The sequence below is a fragment of the Microbispora sp. GKU 823 genome, assembly GCF_002027145.1.
In the GTDB taxonomy this organism is placed as follows: Bacteria; Actinomycetota; Actinomycetes; order Streptosporangiales; family Streptosporangiaceae; genus Microbispora; species Microbispora siamensis.
On sequence record NZ_MWJN01000021.1, the window covers coordinates 93,524 to 105,217 of the forward strand.

At 69.3% G+C, this 11,694-nt stretch carries 14 protein-coding genes, 1 tRNA gene and 1 pseudogene; 4 read left to right on the plus strand and 12 right to left on the minus strand.

Annotation, left to right across the window (positions count from 1 at the left end):
* Window positions 1-8: 8 nt before the first annotated feature.
* From B1L11_RS14020 to B1L11_RS14045, 7 genes and pseudogenes are all read right to left on the minus strand, one after another.
* Window positions 9-482: a hypothetical protein gene (locus B1L11_RS14020; RefSeq protein ID WP_143737252.1), complete on the minus strand. Its 474-nt coding sequence runs from the start codon at window positions 480-482 to the stop codon at window positions 9-11.
* On the minus strand, window positions 476-1,138 hold the full coding sequence (locus tag B1L11_RS14025) for a hypothetical protein (protein ID WP_079314877.1): 663 nt from the start codon (window positions 1,136-1,138) through the stop codon (window positions 476-478). Before B1L11_RS14025 ends, B1L11_RS14020 begins: the two co-directional genes overlap by 7 nt.
* The gene (locus B1L11_RS14030; protein ID WP_079314878.1) at window positions 1,083-1,514 is read right to left on the minus strand and encodes a hypothetical protein; all 432 of its coding nucleotides are present in this window, start codon (window positions 1,512-1,514) and stop codon (window positions 1,083-1,085) included. The genes B1L11_RS14025 and B1L11_RS14030 overlap by 56 nt, the downstream gene beginning before the upstream one ends.
* Window positions 1,515-1,524: 10 nt before the next feature.
* Complete coding sequence (locus B1L11_RS46800) at window positions 1,525-1,686, minus strand: hypothetical protein (RefSeq protein ID WP_179155132.1); 162 nt, start codon at window positions 1,684-1,686, stop codon at window positions 1,525-1,527.
* Between the two features lie 22 nt (window positions 1,687-1,708).
* Window positions 1,709-2,079 (minus strand): annotated as a pseudogene (locus B1L11_RS45200) (FAD-dependent thymidylate synthase); the annotation flags it as partial.
* On the minus strand, window positions 2,076-2,609 hold the full coding sequence (locus B1L11_RS14040; RefSeq protein WP_143737253.1) for a hypothetical protein: 534 nt from the start codon (window positions 2,607-2,609) through the stop codon (window positions 2,076-2,078). The gene B1L11_RS14040 and the pseudogene B1L11_RS45200, both read right to left, overlap by 4 nt.
* Window positions 2,606-2,803, minus strand: coding sequence for a hypothetical protein (locus B1L11_RS14045; RefSeq protein WP_079314880.1), 198 nt, complete (start codon window positions 2,801-2,803; stop codon window positions 2,606-2,608). Before B1L11_RS14045 ends, B1L11_RS14040 begins: the two co-directional genes overlap by 4 nt.
* Window positions 2,804-4,259: 1,456 nt before the next feature.
* Between B1L11_RS14045 and B1L11_RS14050 the strand changes: the two genes are divergently transcribed.
* Entirely contained in the window at window positions 4,260-4,838 is a 579-nt protein-coding gene (locus B1L11_RS14050) for a site-specific integrase (protein WP_256862521.1), read from the plus strand.
* A 69-nt stretch (window positions 4,839-4,907) separates the two neighbouring features.
* Here the strand turns inward: B1L11_RS14050 and B1L11_RS14055 are convergent.
* Window positions 4,908-4,979: transfer RNA gene (locus B1L11_RS14055), tRNA-Val, on the minus strand.
* Window positions 4,980-5,444: 465 nt separating this feature from the next.
* Here B1L11_RS14055 and B1L11_RS14060 point away from each other — a divergent pair.
* Window positions 5,445-5,861, plus strand: coding sequence for an SsgA family sporulation/cell division regulator (locus B1L11_RS14060; RefSeq protein ID WP_036329836.1), 417 nt, complete (start codon window positions 5,445-5,447; stop codon window positions 5,859-5,861).
* Window positions 5,862-5,864: 3 nt separating this feature from the next.
* Here B1L11_RS14060 and B1L11_RS14065 read toward each other — a convergent pair whose 3' ends face one another.
* On the minus strand, window positions 5,865-6,317 hold the full coding sequence (locus tag B1L11_RS14065; protein ID WP_306291655.1) for a DUF305 domain-containing protein: 453 nt from the start codon (window positions 6,315-6,317) through the stop codon (window positions 5,865-5,867).
* Window positions 6,318-6,543: 226 nt separating this feature from the next.
* On the opposite strand from B1L11_RS14065, the gene B1L11_RS14070 reads away from it, so the two are divergent.
* The gene (locus B1L11_RS14070) at window positions 6,544-7,923 is read left to right on the plus strand and encodes an LVIVD repeat-containing protein (protein WP_218671101.1); all 1,380 of its coding nucleotides are present in this window, start codon (window positions 6,544-6,546) and stop codon (window positions 7,921-7,923) included.
* Window positions 7,924-7,926: 3 nt separating this feature from the next.
* On the opposite strand, the gene B1L11_RS14075 is transcribed toward B1L11_RS14070, so the two are convergent.
* The 3 genes from B1L11_RS14075 to B1L11_RS14085 form a co-directional block, all read right to left on the minus strand.
* On the minus strand, window positions 7,927-8,757 hold the full coding sequence (locus B1L11_RS14075; protein ID WP_079314882.1) for an aminotransferase class IV: 831 nt from the start codon (window positions 8,755-8,757) through the stop codon (window positions 7,927-7,929).
* Window positions 8,758-8,772: 15 nt separating this feature from the next.
* On the minus strand, window positions 8,773-9,786 hold the full coding sequence (locus tag B1L11_RS14080) for a chorismate-binding protein (protein WP_256862522.1): 1,014 nt from the start codon (window positions 9,784-9,786) through the stop codon (window positions 8,773-8,775).
* 69 nt (window positions 9,787-9,855) lie between these two features.
* Window positions 9,856-10,743 carry a LysR family transcriptional regulator gene (locus tag B1L11_RS14085; protein ID WP_079314884.1) on the minus strand — a complete coding sequence of 296 codons (888 nt, stop codon included), beginning with the start codon at window positions 10,741-10,743 and terminating at the stop codon, window positions 9,856-9,858.
* An 84-nt stretch (window positions 10,744-10,827) separates the two neighbouring features.
* Between B1L11_RS14085 and B1L11_RS14090 the strand changes: the two genes are divergently transcribed.
* The coding region (locus B1L11_RS14090; RefSeq protein WP_256862523.1) for an NAD(P)-dependent oxidoreductase at window positions 10,828-11,694 on the plus strand (867 nt) is incomplete at its 3' end.

The following is an 11,694-nucleotide window of genomic DNA, read 5'->3' on the forward strand; positions in this document are numbered from 1 at the left end:
GCGTCTCCTCAGAACATCGCGGCAGGCCAGCTCTTGCTGGTCTCGGCCCAGGTTGCGCCGCAGACGGTGCATTGCCGTCGCGGGTGCCGCTCCATCATCGCGGTGACGTCGATGGTCCGCGCATGCGGGCAGCCGCGGCGCGGGCCGGTGTCCAGGCCGCTGAGGATGCCGTGGATCGCGGCGGTGTCCGCGCGGAGCCCGGCGTAGGCGGCCGACGAGGTGAGCACCGAGGCGGGAAGGTCGGCGTCGCAGGCGGGGCAGAGCGCAGCAAGGACCTGGCCGGTGACGGTGGAGGTGACGGGCACCGCGGTGGCGTGGGTGCAGCTGGGCCGCGCGGTCGTTGGCGTCCTGCGGTTGACCGGGGCCGGCCTGCGCGCTGGTTTGGCCGCCCACCATACGAGAAGCGCGGCAGCGGCCCAGGCCAGGGTGATGATGGCGCGCCGCCAGTCCTGGTGGGCGACCGCGAACACGGCGGTTACCATGCACATGCCGGTGGTGGAGCCTGCTGCGATCGCAGCGAGCGGGCGGAGGCGGTGGGCGCTAATGGCAGGTCATCCATCAGCTGGCCCTTTCCGGTGAGGAGCTCCTCGATGTTGTCGGCAAGTTCCTTGTAGATGTGTGGTGCTTTGACGTCCGCAATCGGCACCCCGGGCACCTCTGCACGGCGTCTTGCCTCCGTATAAGCCTCCTCGCTCTGCCGCTGCGGCGGTAGGTACTTCATCTTGAGCAGCGAGGCGTAACGCGGTGGGAGCACTGGCAGCGTGGCCCGGAGTCTTTCCCTGGCGGCGCTGGCCTGAGGCGTATTGGGGTGTGCCTCGATGTCGCCGTAAGCGTCCCCTACCCGCTGGAGCTGCTCGATCAGAAACTCGCGGCGATCCCGCTCGCGCTGCTCCTCGAGCTGTCTCTCGAGGTTCGCGCTGGCGGCTTCCCTCTCCTCCGCGAGTCGGCGATCGGCGTCCTTGCGGTCCTGCTCCCGTTGGTTGGCGCCATCCTCGCGGTCGCGCCTGGCGGTCTTGATCGTGATGAAAAGGTCCCAGGCCGCGACAATCGCCGCTGCGAGAGTGCCCCGGCCCTGCAGTTGGTCAGTCAGAGTTGAGGAGTCGGGCGGCGCCGGCGGCGGGGTGGCCGTGACGGTCACGGTGGCCGTTGCAGTTACCGTCACGGTAGGCGCGGGGGCTGGGGTCAACGGTCCCCTCCGAGGCCGTCGCCGCGTCGGAGGTCGTGGCATTGGGGGGCGTGGTGGTTATTTCCCGGTCGACCCAGATGTTCGGCGGGTTTTCTGCGTTGGTGTAGTCCACCTGGGCGTAGCCGCCATCCTGCACGACCACAGGATCAAGGAACCATGTGCCGTCGGTGGAGTCTCGAATCCAAACCCAGCCGATGATGGGTTCCTGGCTCACGAGAAAGGGCTTCTCATCGCCCTCTTGGTAGCGCCTCTGAACGAGCCATAGGGGGTAACCCTGGGGGATTACTACGTGTGGCGGTGTGTGCTTTGTCGGCTTGGTCTCGTTCATGGGCAATCCTTCAGGGTCGTTCGGGGGTCTCCTGGTCGTAGGCGAGGAGCTGCGCCGCCAGCTCGCGCCGCTCGGCCGGGGACAATCTGACGGGCCAGTGACCGGGCAGCAGCAGGACGTCGTCCGAGCGTACGCAGGCGACGACGAGCACGGGGGCGGGAGAGACGATCACAACGCCCCCATTGTCTCGTGCCGGACCGGGTCATGCCGAGCCTTCGGCGCCGCAGCTGTGGCCGCCGGGTGAAAAAGACCCGCGAGACGTTGTGCAGCACGAAGCTGAAGCTGATGTGCTCAAGCACGCTGCCGTGCGCGGACGCGAGGATGTTGCGGAGGTACGTCTCCTGGTCGGGGCGGACCCGGGTCACGTTCGGGTTGAGGCCGGGCTCGAACGACTGGTAGCACAACCTCTGGCGAACTCGGCGAGGTCCTGCGGACTGAGCTGGTCCCGGTCGAGCCGCTCCAGCCAGGACTCCCCGCCCACCTCGTGGAGGTAGCCGGCGAGCTCGTCGTAGTCGACGGATGGGCGGGCAACGAGGAACACCTCAGGCTCAACGAGGCGAGTCATAACGTCCAGTCCTCCACGAGGGCCACGTGAGCTCGGAAGAGAGCACGTTCCAGCAGGAGGGGGCTTAGCTGGGGGCGCGGGTCGCGGGGGCGCCCCTCAAGCATCCGTCGGGCGAGGACCATGGCGGTTTCAAAACGCGGGTTGTCCCCTGTCACCTTGCTGGCCCAGAGCGACGCCCAGTCAGGTAGGCCAAACTCGTCTAAGCGCTCGTGATGGATGAGCGCGATGCCGCCTTTCTGGATCAAACGAGTCGCGTCTGTCCAGGCCGCCGAGTGCAAAGCGTTGATGCCTCGATGGACCGCGAAGAGAGCGTGATAGGTCTCCGACTGTCCAAACCTCTCGAGGGTTCTGGGGTCTGCGACGACCGACATGATCAGATTGCTCCCTCGCGCACGGTACTCACGAGGGCCATCCGGGTGATGGATACGAGCGACGCTGTGCGGCTCGAGGTTCATCAGAACGATGTCGCTCTGAGCTGGGTAGACCTCGGCGATGTTGCTTACCTCTTCATTCGTTCGGGGTTCTGTCATGGCCGCCAGTCGTCCTGGTAGTCGGGGTGCCAGTCGTACGCGGTAGCCTCAAGCTTCAGCAGGTGCTCGGCTTGCGCGTGCTCGCCAACCTCGGTATAGCTGCCGCCGACCACGGAGTCGAGGAACTTGAGGCGGGCCATGGCCTGGTGGGTTTCGTCGTGACGGGCGTGGAGGAAGGCGATCAGGTCATCCATCGAGCGTCCCCTTCTCGCTGAGCAGCTCGGCGATGTTGTCGGCGAGCTCTTGGTAGATGTGCACTGGGTCAACCGTCTGCACCGTCTTGCAGACTTCCTCCGCCCGGCGCTTGGCCTCGTCGAACGCCTCCTGATGCAGGTACAGCGGGGGGAAGTATTTGGCCTTGAGCAGGGAGGCGTGCCGCGGCGGGAGAACCAGCAGGGTGGCCTTGAGCTTTCCATGGCGGCGGGAGCCTGGGGCATGCGTGCGTAGGCCTCGAGTTCGCCGTACGCGTCACCGGCCCGCTGAAGCTGCTCAATCAGGAAGTCGCGGCGGTCGCGTTCGCGCTGGGCATCGAGCTGGCGCTGGAGGCGGAGATCAGCGGCTTGTCGCTCCTGTAGCAGGCGCTGGTCGGCTGCTGCCCGTTCTTCCAGTAGTCGCCGGTCAGCGTTATTCCGATCTTCTTTCCGCTGTTTGTCCGCCTGGGCTTGGTCGGCCTCGCGCTGCTTGTTGGTGATGACCCAACCGATCACGGCAATTGCCAAGGCCAGGACTGCTGCGGCGACGGTCCCCCAGCCCTGCAGTTGGTCGGTAAACGACGCGGTCTCGGAGGGCGCCAGCCGAGGGCTGAACGTGACCAACGGGTCTGCGGTGAAGATGGGTACCGGGGTGGGTGTCAACAGTGCCTCTCAACGGCGGTCGTCAGGCAGACGAGCCGGTCAGGGCCCATCCGTGGCCTCCTGTTCGGGAAGGGGCTGGCCGGCGGCTTGGGCCGTGAGGACGGCGGTCGGCGCGCGGCTGTCGGCGGGGTGAGCGGGCCCCAAGGGAAGAGGTAGAGCAGGCCGGTAGGATAATTATCTTCGGTAACGTGCCACGCTTGGTGATCGAAGACTTGAAAGCATCTCCCAACGCTTCGGCAATCACCTTGTCTCGATCAAGGTTCGCGTGCTGATAGATCACGCCGCCCGAGGAGAACCATGGCCCATGCGAGTCATCAGCCCCTTGGGACTCGCTGCCCGTCCGTCGGCAAGGCTAGCGGCCCCCAGCCCCCGCTTAAGTCCGGAACCGTCCAGCTCTACACCGCCTGAATCAGCGAGAACCAACGAGTATCGACACTATGACCCAATTGGCCATCGGTTGCTATAATAAACATCTCCTAGCAGTCCAGCCGGGCAATCGAACCCATAAGACACAAAAGAGCCACCTTCGCTATCGTCGATAACCTGCCCCCATGCGCGATTGATGGTCACGTCCAAGCCGAACTCATTTTGATCGTGCGAAGACGCTCAGCACCCGGACCCTGCGGGACATCCGGTCCGTCCTGAAGCGGGCCGTGGATCGCGCGCAGGCACGGGACAAGGTCAAGCGGAATGTGGTCCTGCTGAGCGAGGTCCCAAGGGCAAGGAGGGCCGTCCGTCCAAGTCGCTCACCTTCGATCAGGCCGCGGCCATCCTCGACGCGGCAGAGGGCACGACCATGCACGCGTACGTCGTGCTGTCCCTCCTCCTCGGCGCCCGTACGGAGGAACTGCGCGCGCTCACCTGGTCACGGGTGGACCTGGACGGGAAGCCGGATGCCACTCCTCCTGTGCCGCCATCCATCATGGTCTGGCACTCCGTACGGGCCGGAGGAGACACGAAGACCCGCAAGTCGCGGCGAACGCTGGCACTGCCCAAGCGGTGCGTGGAGGCGCTGCGGCTCCATCGGGAGAAGCAGGAGAAGGCGCGGAAGAGGGCCGGCGACAAGTGGCAGGACCTCGACCTCGTCTTCGCCACCCGTCACGGAACGGCGCTCAACGCGGGCAACGTCCGCCGGGCCTTCCGGACCGTCCTCAAGAAGACCGACGTCAACCCCGACGACTGGACGCCTCGGGAGATGCGCCACAGCTTCGTCTCGCTGTTGTCCGACAGCGGTATGCCCCTGGAGGACATCTCCCGGCTCGTGGGGCACGGCACCACAATCGTGACCGAGACCGTCTACCGCAAGCAGCTCCGCCCGGTCCTGCTGGACGGCGCGCAGGCGATGGACGATCTCTTCCCCGCCCGGGAACCGTAGTCACTCAGTTAGTCACTCAGAAGATCAAAAGAGGCCACCCGCGTGGTGGCGGATGGCCTCTGAGCTGTGTGGGCGATACTGGGATCGAACCAGTGACCTCTTCGGTGTGAACGAAGCGCTCTCCCGCTGAGCTAATCGCCCGGGATCGTCTGCGCCTTGCGGCGCCGACGGGGAAAACCATACCGCACTCGAGGGGGTGATGGCGAAAGCACGGCCCGGTCGGCTCGATCGTCCCGCCTTCGTCAACACCTTCGAAAGGTTCGCCAGACCGTCCCCGGCGTGGGGGTGTGGTGTCATAGCATCGTGATGCTCCATGCTCGACCTATACGCACGACCTGAGATCATTCGCCCGCAATGGCATCGCCGGCGCGGCCCCGCCGACACGCAAAGCAGAGGTAAGGACAAGCCTGTTGGTGATGTTTGAGCTGGTAGATGACCGAATGTCAAGCTGTGATGTGCGTTACAGAAGGGCCTGGGGGCGGAATCTTTCCTACGGGTCTCTTCGTTCGCCTCGTAGCACGAGCGCCCGGCGAGGCCCGACCGCACAGTGAAGACGCAGTGAAAGCCCCTGACAGGGGACCCGACGACGAAAAGGTTTGGCTGACGATGAACAGCACCACCGTCTCTGCCGAGCTAGGCCTTCGGCTTGTGGTCCCCGACCGTACGACCGTCCCCCTGCTCGCCGGCCTGAGCTACACGGCCGAGGATCCGTACGCCATTCGGATGGCCTTCCACGTGGGGAATGACGAGCCGGTCGAGTGGATCTTCGCCCGCGAGTTGCTGACCGTGGGCATCGTGCGGCGCGTGGGAGACGGAGACGTCCAGGTCTGGCCGGCCCGGTCGGACGGCGAACGGACGCTCAACATCAGTCTCACCTCGCCCTTCGGCCAGGCCCTGTTCGAGGTGCCCCTGGCCCCCCTCACCGAGTTCCTGCATCGGACCTACGAGCTCGTCCCCGCCGGCCGTGAGACCGACTTCATGGACCTGGACGAGGAGCTCACCAACATGCTGTGGAGCTCCTAGGGACTAGCCCAGCCTGCGCTGGATGCCCCGCATCCGCGCGATCTCGATCTGCTGTCCGGAGACGACGTCCTGGGCCATCGTCCGCATGGCCCGGTCCCGTCCCCGGCGCAGTTCCTGCGCCGCCATGCGCACCGCGCCCTCGTGGTGCCGGATCATCAGCGTGAGGAACAGCGTGTCGAAGGCCCGCCCCCGTGCCGTACGCAGCCGGGTGAGCTCCTCCTCGCTCGCCATGCCGTAGCCGCCCGCCCCGTGACCGTGCGCCGGCGGAGGGGTGCGGCCCAGCCCCCGCAGCCACGACTCCATCACGGCGATCTCCGGGCGCTGCCCGTCCACCACGCGGTCCGCCACCGCCGTCACCAGCGGGTCGCCGGTACGCGCCGCGGCCAGCCCCGCCATCTCCAGCGCCTGCCGGTGATGCGGGATCATCGCCTCGGCGAACCGTACGTCCGCCGCCACCGGGCCCGCCTCCGCCGACGGGCGGGCAGACGCCGGACCGGACTGCCCGGGAGCGCCGGGGGACGATCACCGGGGGCGTCGGCGCGCGCCGGTGGAGTGGCCCCGGACGAGCAGGCGGCCAGTGCCGGCCCAACTGCCAGCACAACCGTTACCAATCCGGTCCGCACCGGCCGCGGGCTCGACATAACTTCCATAGTGGGCGATGATCCGCGGGCATGGGGGCGATGTGAGCAGACCGAGGCTGAAGGCCGCGCTGGTGGCGTCCGTCCTCCTCCTTGCCCCGGCCTGTGCCTCCGGTGAGCCCACGCCGTCCCCGACGGCCGCCCCGACCGGCATCCCGGGGCAGGACGAGATCAGGCACAGCCCCAACATGACGCTGGTCGCCAACGTCCCCCTGGCGGCGCCGTTCGACGGCCCGGACGACTGGGGCACCGACCTGGCGTTCCAGGGCCGCTACGCGTTCGTGGGCAACTACCGGGGCTTCACGGTGCACGACATCGGCGACCCCGAGCATCCCAAGGCCGTCGCCCGGGTGGAGTGCCCCGGCGGGCAGAACGACATCTCGGTCTCCGGCGACCTGCTGTTCCTGTCGGTGGACGAGCCCCGTACGGACGACACCTGCGCGAGCGACGCCGGAGACCCGGCGGCCGCGGGAGCGTGGGAGGGCATCCGCGTCTTCGACATCTCCGACAAGGCCCACCCGCGCTACCTGAAGTCCGTACGCACGGAGTGCGGCTCCCACACGCACGCGATCGTGCCGGGCAGGGACGCCGGCACGGTCTACCTGTACGTCTCCTCCCCCGGCCCCGAGCCGGACACGACGAACTGCGGGCCGCCCCACCAGAACATCTCGATCGTGGAGGTCCCCGTCGGCGACCCCGGGAAGGCGCGGGTGGTGGCCAAGCCCGAACTGTTCGCGGGCAGGCCTGCGGGAGAGGAGGAGACGGGCGGCTGCCACGACATCACCGTCTACCCGGAGAAGCACCTGGCCGCGGGCGCGTGCTTCGGCGACGGCGTCCTGCTGGACATCTCCGACCCGGTACGTCCCGAACTGCTGCAGACCGTGCGCGACGAGAAGAACTTCTCCATCTGGCACTCGGCCGTGTTCAACAACGAGGGCACCAAGGTGGTCTTCAGCGACGAGATGGGCGGCGGGATGGCCGCCACCTGCCTGCCCTCGGTCAGCGCGACCAAGGGCGCGGACGCGATCTACGCGCTGACGCCGGAGCGCAGGCTCGTACGTCAGGGCTACTTCAAGATCCCCCGGGCCCAGGGCGCCGAGGAGAACTGCGTGGCCCACAACGGCGCGCTGGTGCCCGTCCCCGGCCGCGACGTGATGGTGCAGGGGTGGTACATGGGCGGAGTCTCGGTCTGGGACTTCACCGACTCCGCCCGCCCACAGGAGATCGCCTACTTCGAGCGCGGGCCGCTGCCGCCGGATCTCCATCTCGGCGGATCCTGGTCGGCCTACTACTACAACGGCTACATCTACTCGAGCGACATCACCAAGGGACTCGACGTGCTGCGCCTCGACGACCCCCGCACCGATCCCGCCAAGGCCGTACGCCTGAAGGAGCTCAACGCCCAGAGCCAGCACGCCTACTGATGATCACGGGTCGAGGTCGGCCGCCGAACGCTCGGCGAAGACCTTCATGGCCTCCAGCGTGATCGGCCCGGGCGCCTGCGGCAGCACCTTCCCGTCCACGGCCCTGATCGGCTGGATGTCGCGGGTCGTGGAGGTGAGGAACGCCTCCTCGGCCTCGTACAAGGCCGAGATCGGCACGTCGGCCTCCTCGCCGCCGCACCATTCGAGGGTGAGCGCGCGGGTGACGCCGGCCAGGCAGCCGGAGGAGAGCGTCGGGGTGACCAGGCGCCCGCCGGTGACGATGAAGATGTTGCTCCCGGTGCCCTCGCACAGGTTCCCGGCGAGGTTCTCGAAGATCGCCTCAGCGCCGCCGCGCTCCTTGGCGTACGCCAGGGCCTTGGCGTTGTCGCCGTAGGAGGTGCTCTTGACGCCGGCCAGCGCGCCGCGCTCGTTGCGGGGCCAGGGCACCACGGTGACGTCGGCCGTGGCGGGGAACGGCGCCTGCTCGCCCACGATGACGATCGCGTTCGTGCCGGCCGACCCCCGGTCGGAGCCGAGCGGGCCCGGGCCGCTGGTGTAGGTGATCCTGATGCGCGCCAGCGGCCACTTCGGCGCGGCCGCCAGGCAGCGGCGGACACCGTCGGCGATGGCGGCGAGGTCGGGCTCGGGCAGGTCCATCCGCTTGGCCGACAGCGCCAGCCGGTCGAGGTGGCGGGTCAGCGCGAAGGACTCCCCGTTCACCGCCTTGACCGTCTCGAACACGCCGTCGCCGACCATCAGCCCGTGGTCGTACACCGAGACCACGGCCTTGTCGGGCTCGTACAGCTCCCCGTTCACCCAGATGGGTACAGACATCTCCTGCTCCGTTCGTTACCGATGTCGCGGCCCGCCCGCGGACGCGAGGCCGATGAGCCGGGCGGCCTTGAGCTCGGTCTCGTGCCATTCCCGCCGGGGGTCGGACCCCCAGGTGATGCCCGCGCCCGTACCGAACCGGATCGTGTCGTGCTCGATCCAGAAGGTGCGGATGCCGACCGCCAGCGCCCCCTCGCGCCGGTCGGCGTCGACCCAGCCCACGGCCCCACAGTACGGCCCGCGGGGCTCAGGTTCGAGCTCGTTGATGATCCGCAGCGCCGACGACTTCGGCGCTCCGGTCACCGAACCCGGAGGGAAGGTGGCGGCGAACAGCTCCGGCCAGCCGGCGTCGCCGGCCAGCCGCGCCCGCACCGTGGACACCAGATGCACGAGCCCGGGGTGCTCCTCGACCGCGAACAGCGAGGGCACGGTCACAGAGCCTACCTCCGCCACGCGGCCGAGGTCGTTGCGAACGAGGTCGACGATCATGAGATTCTCGGCGTAGTCCTTGTCGAGGAGATCGTCGGCCGTCACGCCGGTGCCCTTGATCGGCCGCGACTCGACCACCGCACCACTCCTGGACAGGTACAGCTCCGGCGAGGCCGACACGACCGTCAGCCCCGGCACGCCCACCACGGCCGCGTACGGCGCGGGATTGCCCTCGGCCAGCCGTACGGCGAGGGCGAGGGGGTCCACGTCCGGAGAGGGCAAGGGGGCGGACAGGACGCGGCAGAGGTTGGCCTGGTAGACCTCCCCCTGCTCGATGTAGTCCCTGATCCGCTGGACGCCCCGCTCGTACCCCTCCCGGTCGAGGGACGTGGCCCAGGCGTCGCGGGCGGGTCCCCGCCACGGGCCGCGCGGCCGGGGCAGCGGAGCGGGCCGGACCGTGTCGAACCGCGCGCAGACGACCTTCCCCTCGTACGACACGACCACCGCCCACCAGCCGGAGCCGTCGAGGGCGGACAGGTCGGTGGTCACCTCCCGCAGGCCGGTGGCCAGATACCCCCCGATGTGGGCGAAGCCGTCGTACACGTGTCCATTCTCCCGCCCCTGCGCCGGAAACACGTGCCGTCCCCGTGGCTGCCCGGCCGAAGCCATGAATCAGACGGCCTGGCGAGCCAGCAGGCCGAGCAGCGCGCGGGCGGCCGGGAGCGGGGCCGTACGCGGCAGGGCGCCGTACACGGTGCGGCGCGGCGCGAACTCGCCGAGCGACCGCAGCGCCACGTCCCCGCGTACGGCGGGCGCGGCCATGGCGGGCACCAGCGTCACCCCGAGCCCCGCGGCCACGTAGCCGAGCTTGCCGGTCCACTCCCCGATCCGCAGGTCGACCCTGGGCGCGAAGCCGGCCCGGGCGCAGGCGGCGCCGAGCATGGTCACGGTGCCGGGAGGCGCGCCCTCGATCCAGCTCTCGTCGCGCAGGTCGCGCAGGTCCACCTTCTCGCACCCGGCCAGCGGGTGGTCGGCGGGGAGGGCGACGAGCAGTTCGTCCTCCATCAGGCGGGTGACCTCCACCTCGGGACCCGCCCCCAGCCCGGAGGGATAGTCGCTCACCACCGCGATGTCGATCTCCGCCCGGCCGAGCCCGTCCATGAGCGCGGTGCTCAGGCCCTCCACCATGCTCACCGCCACCTCGGGGCGGGACGCCCGCAGCTCGCGCAGGGCGGCGGGGACCAGCACGGCGTTGGCCGTGGCGAACGCGCCGACCCGCAGCCGCCCGCCGGTGCCCTGGTGGATGGCGGAGAGCTCCTCCCCCGCCCGGCCGAGCCGCTCCAGCACCTCCCGGGCGTAGCGGTGCAGCGTCCGGCCCGCGGGCGTCAGCCGCACTCCGCGGGGCAACCGCGCGAACAGCGGGCCGCCCGCCTGGGCCTCCAGGGACGCGATGCGCCGGGACACGGCTGACTGGGTGTAGTTGAGCTGCACCGCGGCGGCCGTGAACGACCCCGTACGGGCCACGACGTCGAGCAGCACAAGCGCGTCGGTGTCGAACATGCTCCGATCCATGAGCGAAGGGAATGGGTGTCATGCAATCTAGTCGCTGGTGGAATGACTTGTTCCTCCCATAACGTCCAGGACGTGATTGCTTTTCTTGGCTTGGGACGCATGGGCGTCCCGATGGCCGGCCGCCTCGTCGCCGCCGGTCACAAGGTGGCCGTGTGGAACCGTACGCCACGGGACGTGCCGGGCGCGGAGGCGGCCCCCTCCCCCGCCGCTGCCGTCGCCGGAGCGGACGTTGTGATCACCATGCTGAGCGATCCGGACGCGGTGTCCGAGGTGGTGCGGGCGGCGTTGCCGGGCCTGCGGCCGGGGTCCCTGCTGGTGGAGATGTCCACGATCGGCCCCGACGCGGTGCGGCGGCTGCGCGGCCTGCTCCCCGAGAGCGTGGGCCTGGTCGACGCGCCCGTGCTCGGCAGCGTGGGCCCGGCCGCCGAGGGCACGCTGGTCGTGCTCGCCGGGGGCCGCCGCGAGGACCTCGACCGGGTGTCGGACGTGCTGCGGGTCTTCGGGACGGTCCACGAGGCGGGCGGGCCGGGATCGGGCGCGGCGGCCAAGCTCGCCGTGATGAGCGCGCTGGTGACCGCCCAGGTGGGGCTGGCCGAGACACTGGCCTACGCGGACGACCTCGGGGTCGGCCGCACCGCCCTCCTGGACGTCCTCGGGGCGACGCCCCTGGCCGGGCTGGCGGAGCGGCTGCGGCCGGTGGTCGAGTCGGGCCCGTTCGAGACGCGGTACGCCCTCGGCCTGGCCGCCAAGGACCTGCGCCTCGCCACGGAGGGGCCGGGGAGGCGCCAGACGGTGACCGCCGCCGCCCGCGACCTGCTCTCGGGGGCGGTCGCGGCCGGGCTGGCGGGGCACGACCTCACCGGTTTCAATACTCCTGCCCGCGTCATCCCGTGGAGCCCACCCCGGAGTGGCTCTCAGGTAGGACGAGTACCTAGAGTC

Excerpts from the sequence above, each read along its gene's own strand:
- B1L11_RS14020 (WP_143737252.1), bottom strand. The coding sequence starts at position 482 with ATGGTAACCGCCGTGTTCGCGGTCGCCCACCAGGACTGGCGGCGCGCC.
- B1L11_RS14030 (WP_079314878.1), bottom strand. The coding sequence starts at position 1,514 with ATGAACGAGACCAAGCCGACAAAGCACACACCGCCACACGTAGTAATC.
- B1L11_RS14040 (WP_143737253.1), bottom strand. The coding sequence starts at position 2,609 with ATGACAGAACCCCGAACGAATGAAGAGGTAAGCAACATCGCCGAGGTC.
- B1L11_RS14045 (WP_079314880.1), bottom strand. The coding sequence starts at position 2,803 with ATGGATGACCTGATCGCCTTCCTCCACGCCCGTCACGACGAAACCCAC.
- B1L11_RS14050 (WP_256862521.1), top strand. The coding sequence starts at position 4,260 with ATGCACGCGTACGTCGTGCTGTCCCTCCTCCTCGGCGCCCGTACGGAG.
- B1L11_RS14060 (WP_036329836.1), top strand. The coding sequence starts at position 5,445 with ATGAACAGCACCACCGTCTCTGCCGAGCTAGGCCTTCGGCTTGTGGTC.
- B1L11_RS14075 (WP_079314882.1), bottom strand. The coding sequence starts at position 8,757 with ATGTCTGTACCCATCTGGGTGAACGGGGAGCTGTACGAGCCCGACAAG.
- B1L11_RS14085 (WP_079314884.1), bottom strand. The coding sequence starts at position 10,743 with ATGTTCGACACCGACGCGCTTGTGCTGCTCGACGTCGTGGCCCGTACG.